Below are 13210 nucleotides of genomic sequence, written 5' to 3'. Positions count from 1 at the left end.
AAATCGCTTGAAGCGCGCGCAGCAGACCCCCACAATGGGGCCATGACCGCCGCCATCGCCCCCCCATTCGACAGCATTTTGCCCGCGCCTTTCGGCGCGCTCGGCCTTCGCGTGGACGATGCCGCGCTCAGCGAAATCTGCTTCCTGCCACCCGGCACGCCCGCGCTACCCGGCACACACCCGTTGGCGATAGAGGCCGAGCATCAATTCCGCGCCTACCTGGCCTCTCCCCAGCACCGCTTCGACCTGCCCTTGCGCACCGCCGGCACCGACTTTCAGCAACGCGTCTGGGCCGAGATTGCGACCATCGCGCCCGGCGAGCTTCGCGCCTACGGCCAGCTCGCCGCCCGCCTGGGCAGCGCCGCCCGCGCCGTGGGCCAGGCCTGCGGCGCCAACCCGTTTCCCGTCGTCGTGCCCTGCCACCGCGTCGTGGCGCAGCACGCGCTGGGCGGCTTCGCGCACGCCCGCGAGGGCTTTCTGATCGACACCAAACAATGGCTGATCCAGCACGAACAGCGCCGCTGAGCCTGCCGCCCGACACCACCGCAGACCTTGACGCATTCTGCGACGGTCTGTGGCTGTCCGACGGGCTCTCGCGCAACACGCTCGCCGCCTACCGGCGCGATCTGACCCTGTTCGCCCGCTGGCTGCAGCTCAGTCACGGCATCGCCCCGTTTGAGGCCGAGGCCACCCATCTGCATGCCTATCTGGCCGAGTTCAGCCAGCGCGCCAAAGCAACCAGCCAGCGCCGCCTGCTATCGACCTGGCGCCGCTACTTTCATGCGCTGATGCAAGCGGGTCGCATCCGCTGCGACCCGACTCAGCGACTCGATCCGCCCATGGCGGCCCCCCGCTTCCCCAAGAGCCTGTCCGAGGCCGAGGTCGACGCCCTCCTCGATACGCCGGACGTCGGCACCGCGCTTGGCCTGCGCGACAAAGCCATGCTCGAATTGCTCTACGCCACCGGGCTGCGGGTGTCAGAGTTAATCGGTTTGCGCGGCTTTGAAGTCAGCCTCAATGATGGCGCACTGCGCGTACTCGGTAAGGGCGACAAGGAACGCCTGGTCCCTATCGGTGCCGCCGCCAGCGATTGGCTGCGACAGTATCTGAGCCAGGCGCGCGCGGAGATTCTGGCGGGTCGACACGCCGATGCCTTGTTTGTCACGGTTCAAGGTGCCGCCATGAGCCGACAAATGTTCTGGCGTCTTATCAAGCAATACGCCATGCGCGCCGGTATTGCCGGCAACCGTATTTCGCCGCACACCCTGCGCCATGCGTTTGCCACGCACTTATTGAATCACGGCGCGGATTTGCGCGTCGTCCAACTCCTGCTTGGGCACGCCGACATTTCGACCACACAGATATATACGCATATCGCCAGAGCGCGCCTCAAACAACTGCACGCCATTCATCATCCACGAGGCTGAATTACAAAATCATCATGTCCAATACAACCCCTGACACACCCGCCACCCGCGCCCTCAAAGCCGCGCACATCGCCTTCGCGAGCTACCTCTACCCCTACGAAGACCACGGCGGCGCGTCGTTTGCGGCCCGTTTCCTGAATCTTCCGGAACACGCGGTGATTAAAACCCTGGTTATGGAAAACGAAAGCGCCAAGCCACTGCTGGTACTCATGCACGGCGACCGCGATGTCGCAACCAAACAACTCGCGGTGGCCAGCAACAACCGTCAGATTCACCCCTGCAAACCTGATGTGGCACAAAAGCATACGGGCTACCAGGTCGGCGGCACCTCGCCTTTCGGCTCCCGCAAGCCGCTCCCCCTATTCATCGAGCGAAGCATTCTCGATTTACCACTGATTTATATCAACGGCGGCAAACGGGGGTTTCTCGTCGCGCTACACCCGCACGACCTCGTCCGGGCGCTCGCCCCCACGCCCGTCAGTGTCGCCAAAGGCCCGGGTGCCGAGCATTGATGCGGCGGTAGAATTGCGGGGCGGCGCCGTTCAACATCAAATCGCCGATCCGTTATTCGCCGTTTAATTTGTGATGTTGTGTACAGGCCAATCATTAATTCCACCAAGTCGTTGATTTTAGTAATTCAAGAGTGGCAGAATTGGCCGGAACGTGTCGGCTTCAAAAACCCACGTTCACCCACGCCAGAGCACATCACAATAAACAATGAGGAATTGGAATGGACATCAACCTGAGTGAAATGACGGTCCCGGAGTTACGCCGCCTGCAAGGAAAGCTCGAAACCGAAATCCGTCGCCGCGACGAATCCGCGCGCCGGGATGTCCTGAAGCAATTCAAGAAAATCGCCGCCGATCACGGCGTCTCGCTCGATGACGTGCTGGGTGAAGCGCCCGCCAAGAGCCCCGCAAAAGCCGCCACCAAAACCCGCCGCAAGGCAGTCTCCCCGGCCAAGGGCAAGCGCGTGCCGATGAAGTACGCCAACCCGGACGACCCGAAAACCGGCTGGACCGGCCGGGGTCGCAAGCCGCGCTGGGTCGAAGCCTGGCTGAGCGCGGGCAAGTCGCTCGACGAACTGCTGATCAAATAAAGCAGGCCGCCGGCACCATTAAAAAGCCGCCCAGTGGGCGGCTTTTTATTTCAACGCGGCGCACTCAATCCGATTCAAGCACACGACCATCCTTGCCGCGCTGAATAAATACACCCACACGGCGCACGCCTTTCATGACCCCGATCTTGGCAATGCGCAACTTCACCCAGGGCGCGTTGAACTCATTGAACAACAAGGCCACCACAAACTCGCCCAAGGTTTCAATCAGATTGAAATGCCGCGCGGACAGCTCTTCGCGAATGCGCTCGATTACCTGCGCATAATCGATCGTATCGGCGATGTCGTCCCGTTCGGCCGCCGCATCGGGCACACCGAAGGTCAGATTCAGTTCAACCGTTTGTGATGCCACACGCTCTCGCGGGTAGATCCCCACGCGGGCTTCAACCCGCAACTCCTCAATGAAGATGAAATCCATTTCGGCTCTCGTCTAGAATTGTGGCCATTCTAGCCCGAACCGCAACGACACCTGCCATGACGCTTACCACCGCCCTCCTGACACTGACAGCCTACCTGATCGGTTCGGTGCCCTTCGCCGTCGTGGTGAGCAAGGCCTTTGGCCTCAATGACCCGCGCAACTATGGCTCCGGCAACCCGGGCGCCACCAATGTGCTGCGCTCGGGCAACAAGGCCGCCGCCGCGTTAACGCTGCTTGGCGATGCCGCCAAGGGGCTGATTGCGGTGTGGGTGATGCGCCAGTTTGGCAGCGACGCGCCATCGGCCGTGGCGCTGGCCGGCATCGCGGCATTCATCGGTCACATCTTTCCGGTGTTTCTGGGCTTCAAGGGCGGCAAGGGCGTTGCGACGGCCATCGGCGTGCTCGGCGCCTTCAGTGGCTGGCTCGCACTCGCCAGCGCCGTCACATGGCTGATCATCGCCATCACGACGCGCTACTCGTCACTCGCCGCACTGGTCGCGGCCATTGCGGCGCCGGCATTTGCGCATGTTTTGCTGAACTCACCCGCTATTACCGCCGCCTGCCTGGTGATGGCGGCCATGCTGCTGTGGCGCCACGCCGACAACATCAAGCGCCTGCTGGCAGGCACCGAATCCCGGATCGGCGAAAAGAAGTCCGGCGGCCCGAGTTGAATCAGCCCGGCGCGGCGAGGCTATCCAGCGGCCAGCGCGGCCGCACGGACACCGCATGCGTGTCGTTGCCCCGCTGCCCTTCGGCTAGGCGCAGGGCCCCGGCAAAGGCGATCATCGCGCCGTTGTCGGTACATAGCGCCGGCTCGGGGTAATACACCCGCTGGCGCCGACGCGTCACCGCTTCGTTCAGGCGGGCGCGCAAGGATTGATTCGCCCCCACCCCGCCAGCCACCACCAGGCGCGACAAGCCGGTCTGTTTGAGCGCGGCCAACGATTTGGCGACGAGCACATCCACCACCGCCGCCTGAAACTCGGCCGCCATGTCGACCGGCGCGTGGCTGCCATCACGCAACTGGGTCATGACCGCCGTTTTCAAACCGCTGAAGCTGAAATTGAGGTCACCCGAATGCAGCATCGGTCGCGGCAGCTTGACCCGGCCCGCCGTGCCCTGATCCGCCAGACGCGCCAGCACCGGCCCACCGGGGTAAGCCAGCCCCATCAATTTCGCGGTTTTGTCGAAAGCCTCACCGGCCGCGTCATCCACCGACTCGCCCAGCAAGGCATAGCGCCCCACGCCATCCACCTGCATCAACTGCGTATGCCCACCCGACACCAGCAATGCGACAAACGGAAAGCTCGGCGGGTCGTCGGCCAGCAGCGGCGACAACAGATGGCCCTCAAGGTGATGGATCGGCAGCGCCGGAATGCCCAGCGCGGCGGCCAGCGCCTGCCCGGTGCCGGCGGCGATCAACAGCGCCCCGGCCAGACCCGGGCCAGCGGTGTAGGCCACGGCGTCAATCGCCGACATCGACACTCCCGCCTCGACGACCGTCTGTCGGATCAGCGCCGGCATGCGCCGCACATGGTCGCGCGAGGCGAGCTCGGGCACCACGCCGCCGTAAGCCGCGTGCAGGTCGATCTGCGAGTGCAATTGCTGTGCGATCAAGCCCCGCTCGGTGTCGTAGAGCGCAACGCCAGTCTCATCGCACGAACTTTCGAGCCCCAGTACAATCATGCCGTCCCCTTGTTCATCGCGGCATTTTAGCGGGTTCCGGCCTTTTCGGAACGCAATCCCTGAAGGGTGGACTTGGCATGACCGGGTCGAGTCGATATACTGCGCGGTTTCTGTACTTTTGCTATCCAAGGAATCACGCAATGCCGGGGATCCGCGTCAAAGAAAACGAGCCGTTTGAAGTTGCCATCCGTCGCTTCAAGCGCACCATTGAAAAAGCAGGGACGCTCACCGAGTTGCGTTCGCGCGAGTTTTACGAGAAGCCCACAGCTGAGCGCAAGCGCAAGCTGGCCGCTGCCGTGAAGCGTAACCACAAGCGCCTGCGTAGCCAGACACTGCCGCCGAAGATGTACTGATCCGTCTCGGCACGGCACCGCCACGCCTGGTGAAGCAGCCTTGCTTCACCAGGCGTGGTTTTTTGCGTTCTAGTCTCAGGAGACTCCGATGTCGCTCAAAGCTCGCCTCCAGGATGACATGAAGACGGCCATGCGCGCCCGCGATGCGGCACGCCTGTCCGCGATCCGTCTGCTGCTCGCCGCCATCCAGCAAAAGGAAGTCGACGGCCAGACGACACTGGACGACACCGGCGTGGCGGCCGTGATCGAAAAGCAGCTCAAACAGCGACGCGACTCGGCCAGCCAGTACGCCGCGGGCGGCCGGGCCGACCTCGAAGCCAAGGAGCGCTTCGAAATCTCCGTGCTCGAAGCCTATATGCCGGCCGGCCTGTCGGACGCAGAAATCGACGCCGCGGTGGCTGCAGCCATTACCAGTACGGGCGCCGCCTCGGCGGCCGACATGGGCAAGGTCATGGCGCAGCTCAAGCCAGCACTGGCCGGACGCGCCGACATGGCGCAGGTGTCCGCTCGCGTTAAATCCGCGCTCGCCAGCTGAGGCGGTTCACGCCTTGATCCCCCAGAGTTTCATCCAGGATCTGCTGACGCGCGTCGACATCGTCGAGGTGATCGACCGCCATGTTTCGCTCAAGAAACAAGGCGCGAACTACTTCGCCTGCTGCCCCTTCCATGGCGAAAAAAGCGCCTCGTTTTCGGTCAGCCCGAGCAAGCAGTTCTATCACTGCTTTGGCTGCGGCGCGCATGGCAGCGCGATCGGCTTCCTCATGGAATACAGCGGCCTGAGCTATGTCGAAGCCATCCAGGAGCTGGCCCGCCAGATCGGCGTGGAAGTCCCGGAAGAGCGCAACCCGCGACGCGGTGATCAGCAAAAAGAGCAATCGCTGACCGAACTGATGGGATCGGCGGCGCGCTTCTATCGCGAGCAACTCAAAGGCGCCGAGCGCGCCATCGACTACCTCAAGCGCCGCGGCCTCACCGGCCAGATCGCCGCCCGCTTTGGCATCGGCTATGCGCCGGACGGCTGGCAGTCGCTGCAGAAGGTGGTCCCCAACTACGCTGACAAAGCCCTGCTCGAAGCCGGCCTGGTGATCGAAAACGACCAGGGTCGCCGCTACGACCGATTCCGTGATCGCATCATGTTTCCGATCCAGGACAGCCGTGGCAATGTCATCGCCTTTGGCGGACGCATTCTCGACCAGGGTGAGCCGAAATATCTGAATTCGCCCGAAACGCCACTGTTTGAAAAAGGCCGCGAACTGTACGGCCTGTTTCAAGCGCGCCAATCGATTCGCACCAGCAACACGGTCATCGTCGTCGAGGGCTACATGGACGTCGTCGCCCTGGCCCAGCATGGCGTCCCCAATGCGGTCGCCACACTGGGCACCGCCACTACCGCCACGCACATTCAGAAGCTGTTTCGTCATGCCGACCGCGTGGTGTTCTGCTTCGACGGCGACGCGGCCGGCCGCAAGGCCGCCTGGCGCGGGCTCGAGGCGGCACTGGAAACCCTGAATGACGTCAAGCAAGTCGCCTTTTTGTTCCTGCCCGACTCGCACGACCCCGACACCTATGTGCGCGAATTCGGCGCCGACGCATTCTCCACGCAAGTCGCCGACGCCACGCCGCTCACCGAGTTCCTGCTCAGCGAGTTGGCCAGCGAGGCCGACCTGAGCAGCGCCGAAGGCCGCGCCCGCTACGCGCACGAAGCCAAGCCGCTGGTCCTGCGCATTGGCGCCGGCGTGCTCAAGCTGCAAGTCCTGAAGGCGATCGCCAAGCGCTGCGCCCTGGATGAGCGCGAACTGATGGAAGCCTGGGGGCTGAAAGCGCCGCCCGCGCCGGCGATGCGCCGCGATGGCGAGCCCTGGCGCAAAGGCAAGGGGCGCGACGCCGGCCCGCCTGCCGCACGCGGCCCCCGACACCAGCCACGGCCGCTCGAAGCCAACCTGCTGCGGATCGTGCTGAACCATCCCGCCTGGGCGGCCCGCCTGCCGGTCGATCTCATCCCGGCCAGCAGCGACGAGGGGCGCGCCCTGATCGCCATCGTAGACGCGGTCAGTGTCGGCGACCTGGGCAACCAGAGCGCCCTGGGCACGCTGCTCGAACACTTCCGCAACACCAGCCACGCCGCCACGCTGACGCGCATGTGCGCCGAGCAAGCGGACGAGGTCATTGACGAAACCGTGGTCGAGAACGTCTTTCACGACACCGTCCACGCCTTGCACACCAAGGCCCTCGCGGACGAGTTCAACCGCTTGGCGGCACGCGCGGGGGAACTCACACCCGACGAGCGAAAACGTTACGTTCAGCTGCTACAACAAAAGAAGCGGAACCCAACGCGGCAACCCAAAGTCTCAGATTCGTAATATACTTTTCTGTTTTTCCGACTTCTCCGAAGTTTCCGAGGAGCATCATGGCCCAGGAACACCCCAAGACGCCACGCAAGAGCACGGCACGCGGTCGCACCGCCAAGCCGCGCGCCAAGAAGAACGCTATCAGCGAGGTACTCGCAGCCACCGCGCCGGCGACCCCGCTTGATGCAGAAGTGCGTCGCACCCAGCTCAAATCGCTGATCACGCTGGGCAAGGAACGGGGATACCTGACCTATGCCGAGATCAACGATCACCTGCCGGACGACCTCGTCGATGCCGAGCAGATCGAATCGATCATTGCCACCTTCAGCAACATGGGCATCCGCGTCTTTGACGAGGCCCCCTCTGCCGAAGACCTGCTGATGTCCGATGGCGTCGCCTCGTCTGGCGACGACGACGCCGAAGAAGAGGCCGAGCAGGCGCTGTCTTCCGTCGACACCGAATTCGGTCGCACGACCGACCCGGTGCGCATGTACATGCGCGAAATGGGCACGGTCGAGCTGCTCACCCGCGAGGGCGAAATCGAAATCGCCAAGCGGATCGAGGACGGTCTCAAGCACATGGTTCAGGCGATCTCCGCTTGCCCGACAACCATCGAACGCATGGTTGAAATGGCCGGCAAGGTCGAGCGCGAAGAAATGCGCATCGAAGAAATCATCGACGGGCTGATCAACCCCGACGATGGCGAAGACGAAGACCTGACCCCGCCGAGCGCCGACGCCGACGAAGACGACAGCGACGACGACAGCGACAGCGACGACGACAGCGACGACGACAGCGATGACGACGACGACAGCACGACTGACGCCGAAGACACCGCCGCCGCCACGCTGAAGATCCTCAAGGAAGAGGGTCTCAAGCACTTCGCCACGCTGCGCGAACTGTACGAAAAGCAGGTTGTTCTGCTCGCAGGCAAAGGCTCGCAGGACCCGGCCTACCCGGCGCTGCAACAGCAGATCTCGCACCAGTTGCTGCATCTGCGCTTCAACGCCCGCATGATCGAAAGCCTGTGCGACTCGGTTCGCCACATGGTCGAGCAAGTGCGTGGTCACGAGCGCGAAGTGCTGCGCCTGTGCGTCGATCGCGCCGGCATGCCGCGCCCGCACTTCATCAAGCATTTCCCGACCAACGAAACCAACCTTGACTGGCTCAAGGATCAGATTTCGGCGGGCAAGAACTACACCGAAGGCTTGATGCGCGTGCACCCAGCGGTCATGGAAGAGCAGCAGAAGCTGATCGACATGGAAATCAAGCTGGGCATCTCGCTCAAGGAACTCAAGGACATCAACAAGCGCATGTCCACCGGCGAAGCCAAGGCCCGCCGTGCCAAGCGCGAGATGACCGAGGCCAACCTGCGGCTGGTGATCTCCATCGCCAAGAAGTACACCAACCGCGGCCTGCAGTTCCTCGACCTGATCCAGGAAGGCAACATCGGCCTGATGAAAGCCGTGGACAAGTTCGAATATCGCCGCGGCTACAAGTTCTCGACCTACGCCACCTGGTGGATCCGGCAGGCCATCACCCGCTCGATCGCCGACCAGGCGCGCACCATCCGTATTCCGGTGCACATGATCGAGACCATCAACAAGATGAACCGGATCAGCCGTCAGATCCTGCAGGAAACCGGTCTCGAGCCCGACCCCGCCACCCTGGCCAAGAAAATGGAGATGCCCGAGGAGAAGATCCGCAAGATCATGAAGATCTCCAAGGAGCCGATCTCCATGGAAACGCCGATTGGCGACGACGACGACTCGCATCTGGGCGATTTCATCGAGGACACCTCGACCCTCGCCCCGAACGAAGCGGCGCTCTACTCCAACCTGCGCCATGCCACGGGCGACGTCCTCGACTCGCTCACGCCGCGCGAAGCCAAGGTGCTGCGCATGCGGTTCGGCATCGAAATGAATACCGACCACACCCTTGAGGAAGTCGGCAAGCAGTTCGATGTCACCCGCGAGCGCATCCGCCAGATCGAGGCCAAGGCACTGCGCAAACTGCGTCATCCGTCGCGCTCCGAGCGGCTGCGCAGCTTCCTCGACAGCGACTCCTGAGCCCCTTCGCTGCACGGACCTCCGGGTCCGTGCATCGGGCCTTTAGCTCAATTGGTTAGAGCAGCGGACTCATAATCCGTTGGTTGCGGGTTCAAGTCCCGCAGGGCCCACCATTGATCGCAGCCTGCTGCCGGTCATCGCCCTTTTCCTTCCCGTACGCAATTGCAATGGCGTAAGCTCACGCGGTCGCAGCGCACTGGGCGCCGCACGGGTGTCATATCCCGCCAATTCGAAAGCACCCCGACAGCGAAGCGAAGGATCACCCTCGCGTCATGGGAAGACTAAAACGTCTTGTTGAGCCAATCGCCTCCGCGATGGCGCCGTACCAAGCCGATGCGCCGCTGGCGGCGCAGTTTCGTGCGCGCCAGATCCAGGCGGTTCTGCGCCTGACCCCGCTCACCATGCTGGCCAACGTCCTCAACGCCTTGATCGTGGGCTGGACGTTTCGTGACGATCTCAACCCCCTTCTGCTCGTGGGCTGGGCTTTGTTCGTGCTGTATTCCGCGGGCGCCGGCCTTGATGCGTGGTTACGCTGGCGGCGTCACCGCACGCCGGCGACGGCCTCGCCTCGCGCGCTGACACGATCGGCCAAGCATGCGGCCTTGCTGGCCATTCTCTGGGGCACCGTGCCGCTGCTGATGATGCCGGAGGCCAACCCGGACGCCCGCGTCCTGCTGACCGCCGTCGTCACCGGCATGATCTGCGCCGGCGGTTTCGCGCTGGCGACCATCCCCCAGGCCGCACTGACTTATGTTGCCATCCTCGGCGCCGCAACCGTCCTCGGGCTGATCCGCATGGACTTGCCGCAGGCCTACGAGATGGGCCTGTTGCTGCTGCTGTACACCCTGATCGTCATGGGCACCGTCATCTCCAGCGCCCGTACCTTTGGCGCGCGCCTCATGGCAGAGGCCGAGGGTGAGCACCAGCGACAACTCATTGGCCTGTTGTTGAATGACTTCGAAGAGAACGCCAGCGACTGGCTGTGGGAAACCGACGCCGACGGCCGTCTCACCCATGTGTCTCATCGCATGGCCACGGTGTTTGGACGAAGTGTCGACGCCTTGATGGGTCAAGACCTGCTGGCATTGATTGCCCAGTCACTCGATCGCGTCCCCCAGGATGAACGTCAGGCCTACACCGACCTGTGCCGCCGCTTCAACTCGGGCCGCCCTTTCCGCGAAGCGCTGGTCCCCATCGTGCTCGACGGCGAGACCCGCTGGTGGTCGCTCACGGCCAAACCGTTGACAGACGGCCACCAGATGTCGACCGGCTGGCGGGGCGTCGGCACCGATGTCACACAGGCCCTCGCCGCCCAACGCGAAGTCCAGCGCATGGCGCATTTCGACGGACTCACCGGGCTATCCAACCGGAACCACTTCCACGAGTCACTCAGCCGCATCGAAGAACACGCCGCCGACAGCCACACCGGCGCGCTGCTGTTGTGCCTCGACCTCGACAACTTCAAGGCCATCAACGACTCCTATGGGCACAGCTTTGGTGACGGCTTGCTGCGCGTCGTCGCCCAGCGGCTGCTCGGTCGAACCCGTCGCACCGACATCGTCGCGCGCCTGGGCGGAGACGAATTCGCCATCATCCGCTGGGGGCTGAACACGCCAGAGGACGCCGAAGAACTGGCCTCGCGCATCATTGCGTCGCTCGCCGACCCCTTCGAAGTCGATGGCATCCGAGTCAAGATTGGCACCAGCGTCGGCATCGCCATGGCCCCCAAGGATGGTCAAAGCGGCGATCAGCTCCTCAAGAATGCCGACATCGCGCTCTATGCGGCCAAGTTCGACGGCAAGGGGCGCTTCCGGTTTTTCGACTACGAGATGGACACCCGCGCCCGGCGCCGGCTGTTTCTCGAGCACGAACTGCGCGGCGCCTTGCAGCGCGGCGAATTCCATCTTGCCTACCAGCCGATCTTTTCGCTGGCCACGGGCCGCATCTGCGGCTGCGAGGCCTTGCTGCGCTGGCGCCACCCGCGCCTCGGGCTGATCGACACGCAAGAGTGCATCTCCGTCGCCGAAGACTCCGGCCAGATCGAAAGCATTGGCGAGTGGGTGCTCAATGCCGCCATCCGCGACGCGGCCGGGTGGCCCGACAGCGTGCGACTCTCGGTCAACCTGTCACTCGCCCAGTTCATCAACCCGGCGCTGTGCGACACCATCCTGACTTCGCTCAGCGAGCACGGCCTGCCCGCCACACGCCTGGAGCTGGAACTGACCGAGTCCATTTTCCTGCGCGACACCACCGACACCGAAGGCCATCTGCGGGCACTGCGCGCCGCCGGCATCCGGATTGCGCTCGACGACTTTGGCACCGGCTACTCCTCCCTCGCCTATCTGCGCTCCCTGCCACTGGACCGCATCAAGATCGACCGGGCCTTTGTCCAGGCCATCACCACCCACCCGGAAACGGCCGCCATCGTCCGCGCCATCATCGCCATCGCAAAAGCGCTGGATATGGACACCTGCGCCGAGGGGGTTGAAGGCGGCGCCCAACTGACCGTGCTGCGTGCCGAAGGCTGCGATACGGTCCAGGGCTTTGCCCTGGCCGAACCCATGGCGCCGGCGGCGCTGGCCGCCTTTCTGACCGGCAACATCACGGTGCCGGCGCTGGTCGCAGCCTCTCGCAGCGCGGCGGAAAAGAAAATCATGCGCCCGCAATAGCCGCAATGCGCTCAACTTGCAACGCCCTTGTGCCGATAAGACTTTGACGCCCCCGTGCCGAACGCTCAATACCATGAAAATTGTCATCGTCGACGACACCCCGCTAAACCTCACTTTGATGCAGGCCCTGGTCGGCAAGCTCCCCGATTGCGAGCCGCTGCCCTTCATCGACCCGCAAGAAGGCCTCGCCTGGTGTCAGGCCAACGAACCCGATCTTGTGGTGGTCGACTACATGATGCCGGGTCTGGACGGGGTTGAATTCATTCGCCGCCTCCGCGCCACTCCGAACCGCGACGATGTGCCCATTCTGATGGTCACCGCCGACCACGAGCGCCAGACACGCTATGACGCGCTCCAGTCCGGCGCCACCGACTTCCTCAACAAGCCGGTCGATCGCAACGAGTTCCAGCCCCGCGTGCACAACATGCTGGCCCTGCGTCGCGCCCACCTTGCCACCCGCGCCCGTGCCCGCTCGCTGGAAGCCGAGATTGCCGAGGCCACCGCGCAGATCCACGAACGCGAGCAAGAGACCGTCACCCGTCTGGCCCGTGCCGCCGAATTCCGCGACCCCGAAACCGGCGCCCATATCCTGCGCATGGCCCACTACTCGGCGCTCATCGCCCGACAGCTGGGCAAAGATGACGCCTATTCCGCGTTGCTTCTGCAGGCGGCCCCGATGCACGACGTCGGCAAACTGGGGATTCCCGATCACATCCTGATGAAACCCGGGCGCCTGACTGTTGACGAATTCGAGCAAATGAAGCGCCACCCGACGATTGGGCACGACATCCTCAAAGGATCGACCTCGCCGGTCATCCAGGCCGCCGCCATCATTGCCCTGACCCACCATGAAAAGTTCGACGGCTCAGGCTACCCCTTCGGCACTGCCGGCGACGCGATCCCGCTGGAAGGGCGCATCGTTGCCGTCGCCGACGTGTTCGACGCGCTCACCTCGGCTCGCCCCTACAAACCCGCCTGGTCGCTCGACGACGCCACCGCTTTTCTACGCGAGGGGCGTGGCCAGCACTTCGACCCCATTTGCGTCGACGCCATGCTCGAGCGCTGGTCGGAAGTCCTCGACATCCGCCAGCGCTTTCAGGATGAAGCGCCGACCGCACTCTAA

At 63.7% G+C, this 13210-nt stretch carries 13 protein-coding genes and 1 tRNA gene; 12 read left to right on the top strand and 2 right to left on the bottom strand.

Translation table 11 applies throughout. From position 1 onward, the window contains the following. The first annotated feature begins 42 nt into the window (after window positions 1–42). From FHP89_RS04580 to FHP89_RS04565, 4 genes are all read left to right on the top strand, one after another. Window positions 43–525, top strand: coding sequence for a methylated-DNA--[protein]-cysteine S-methyltransferase (locus FHP89_RS04580; RefSeq protein ID WP_144179267.1), 483 nt, complete (start codon window positions 43–45; stop codon window positions 523–525). Continuing rightward, window positions 495–1427 carry a site-specific tyrosine recombinase XerD gene (gene xerD / locus FHP89_RS04575; RefSeq protein ID WP_144179266.1) on the top strand — a complete coding sequence of 311 codons (933 nt, stop codon included), beginning with the start codon at window positions 495–497 and terminating at the stop codon, window positions 1425–1427. The genes FHP89_RS04580 and xerD overlap by 31 nt, the downstream gene beginning before the upstream one ends. Before the next feature lie 14 nt (window positions 1428–1441). Next, window positions 1442–1939: an aminoacyl-tRNA deacylase gene (locus FHP89_RS04570; RefSeq protein WP_144179265.1), complete on the top strand. Its 498-nt coding sequence runs from the start codon at window positions 1442–1444 to the stop codon at window positions 1937–1939. 218 nt (window positions 1940–2157) lie between these two features. Next, window positions 2158–2526 (top strand): H-NS histone family protein, encoded by a 369-nt coding sequence (locus FHP89_RS04565; RefSeq protein ID WP_260851474.1) that lies wholly within the window; start codon window positions 2158–2160, stop codon window positions 2524–2526. A gap of 64 nt (window positions 2527–2590) precedes the next feature. On the opposite strand, the gene FHP89_RS04560 is transcribed toward FHP89_RS04565, so the two are convergent. Next, the gene (locus FHP89_RS04560) at window positions 2591–2962 is read right to left on the bottom strand and encodes a dihydroneopterin aldolase (protein ID WP_144179264.1); all 372 of its coding nucleotides are present in this window, start codon (window positions 2960–2962) and stop codon (window positions 2591–2593) included. Window positions 2963–3018: 56 nt separating this feature from the next. Here FHP89_RS04560 and plsY point away from each other — a divergent pair, with 56 nt between their 5' ends. After that, complete coding sequence (plsY, locus tag FHP89_RS04555; protein ID WP_144179263.1) at window positions 3019–3633, top strand: glycerol-3-phosphate 1-O-acyltransferase PlsY; 615 nt, start codon at window positions 3019–3021, stop codon at window positions 3631–3633. Window position 3634: 1 nt separating this feature from the next. Here the strand turns inward: plsY and tsaD are convergent, their stop codons facing one another. Further along, window positions 3635–4648, bottom strand: coding sequence for a tRNA (adenosine(37)-N6)-threonylcarbamoyltransferase complex transferase subunit TsaD (tsaD, locus tag FHP89_RS04550; RefSeq protein ID WP_144179262.1), 1014 nt, complete (start codon window positions 4646–4648; stop codon window positions 3635–3637). Between the two features lie 140 nt (window positions 4649–4788). Here tsaD and rpsU point away from each other — a divergent pair, with 140 nt between their 5' ends. The 7 genes from rpsU (at window position 4789) to FHP89_RS04515 (ending at window position 13210) form a co-directional block, all read left to right on the top strand. Beyond that, a complete protein-coding gene (rpsU, locus tag FHP89_RS04545; RefSeq protein WP_144179261.1) occupies window positions 4789–5001 on the top strand; it encodes a 30S ribosomal protein S21 in 213 nt (70 codons plus the stop codon). 88 nt (window positions 5002–5089) lie between these two features. Beyond that, a complete protein-coding gene (locus tag FHP89_RS04540; protein ID WP_144179260.1) occupies window positions 5090–5536 on the top strand; it encodes a GatB/YqeY domain-containing protein in 447 nt (148 codons plus the stop codon). A 13-nt stretch (window positions 5537–5549) separates the two neighbouring features. Then, window positions 5550–7361: a DNA primase gene (gene dnaG, locus FHP89_RS04535; protein ID WP_144179259.1), complete on the top strand. Its 1812-nt coding sequence runs from the start codon at window positions 5550–5552 to the stop codon at window positions 7359–7361. A gap of 47 nt (window positions 7362–7408) precedes the next feature. Beyond that, a complete protein-coding gene (gene rpoD, locus FHP89_RS04530; protein WP_144179258.1) occupies window positions 7409–9418 on the top strand; it encodes an RNA polymerase sigma factor RpoD in 2010 nt (669 codons plus the stop codon). A 36-nt stretch (window positions 9419–9454) separates the two neighbouring features. Next, window positions 9455–9531 (top strand) — tRNA-Ile (locus FHP89_RS04525). 201 nt (window positions 9532–9732) lie between these two features. Next, window positions 9733–12087, top strand: a complete 2355-nt coding sequence (locus FHP89_RS04520) for a putative bifunctional diguanylate cyclase/phosphodiesterase (protein WP_186300372.1) — start codon at window positions 9733–9735, stop codon at window positions 12085–12087. 73 nt (window positions 12088–12160) lie between these two features. Beyond that, entirely contained in the window at window positions 12161–13210 is a 1050-nt protein-coding gene (locus tag FHP89_RS04515; RefSeq protein ID WP_144179256.1) for an HD domain-containing phosphohydrolase, read from the top strand.

It is taken from the genome of Denitromonas ohlonensis, assembly GCF_007625205.1.
GTDB lineage: Bacteria > Pseudomonadota > Gammaproteobacteria > Burkholderiales > Rhodocyclaceae > Nitrogeniibacter > Nitrogeniibacter ohlonensis.
This window is presented reverse-complemented; position numbering and strand designations above follow the sequence as displayed.

Bases quoted from the DNA above. Each gene is read 5' to 3' on its own strand.
- FHP89_RS04580 (WP_144179267.1), top strand. From the start codon at position 43: ATGACCGCCGCCATCGCCCCCCCATTCGACAGCATTTTGCCCGCGCCT.
- xerD (WP_144179266.1), top strand. From the start codon at position 495: ATGGCTGATCCAGCACGAACAGCGCCGCTGAGCCTGCCGCCCGACACC.
- FHP89_RS04570 (WP_144179265.1), top strand. From the start codon at position 1,442: ATGTCCAATACAACCCCTGACACACCCGCCACCCGCGCCCTCAAAGCC.
- FHP89_RS04565 (WP_260851474.1), top strand. From the start codon at position 2,158: ATGGACATCAACCTGAGTGAAATGACGGTCCCGGAGTTACGCCGCCTG.
- FHP89_RS04560 (WP_144179264.1), bottom strand. From the start codon at position 2,962: ATGGATTTCATCTTCATTGAGGAGTTGCGGGTTGAAGCCCGCGTGGGG.
- plsY (WP_144179263.1), top strand. From the start codon at position 3,019: ATGACGCTTACCACCGCCCTCCTGACACTGACAGCCTACCTGATCGGT.
- tsaD (WP_144179262.1), bottom strand. From the start codon at position 4,648: ATGATTGTACTGGGGCTCGAAAGTTCGTGCGATGAGACTGGCGTTGCG.
- rpsU (WP_144179261.1), top strand. From the start codon at position 4,789: ATGCCGGGGATCCGCGTCAAAGAAAACGAGCCGTTTGAAGTTGCCATC.
- FHP89_RS04540 (WP_144179260.1), top strand. From the start codon at position 5,090: ATGTCGCTCAAAGCTCGCCTCCAGGATGACATGAAGACGGCCATGCGC.
- rpoD (WP_144179258.1), top strand. From the start codon at position 7,409: ATGGCCCAGGAACACCCCAAGACGCCACGCAAGAGCACGGCACGCGGT.
- FHP89_RS04520 (WP_186300372.1), top strand. From the start codon at position 9,733: ATGGCGCCGTACCAAGCCGATGCGCCGCTGGCGGCGCAGTTTCGTGCG.
- FHP89_RS04515 (WP_144179256.1), top strand. From the start codon at position 12,161: ATGAAAATTGTCATCGTCGACGACACCCCGCTAAACCTCACTTTGATG.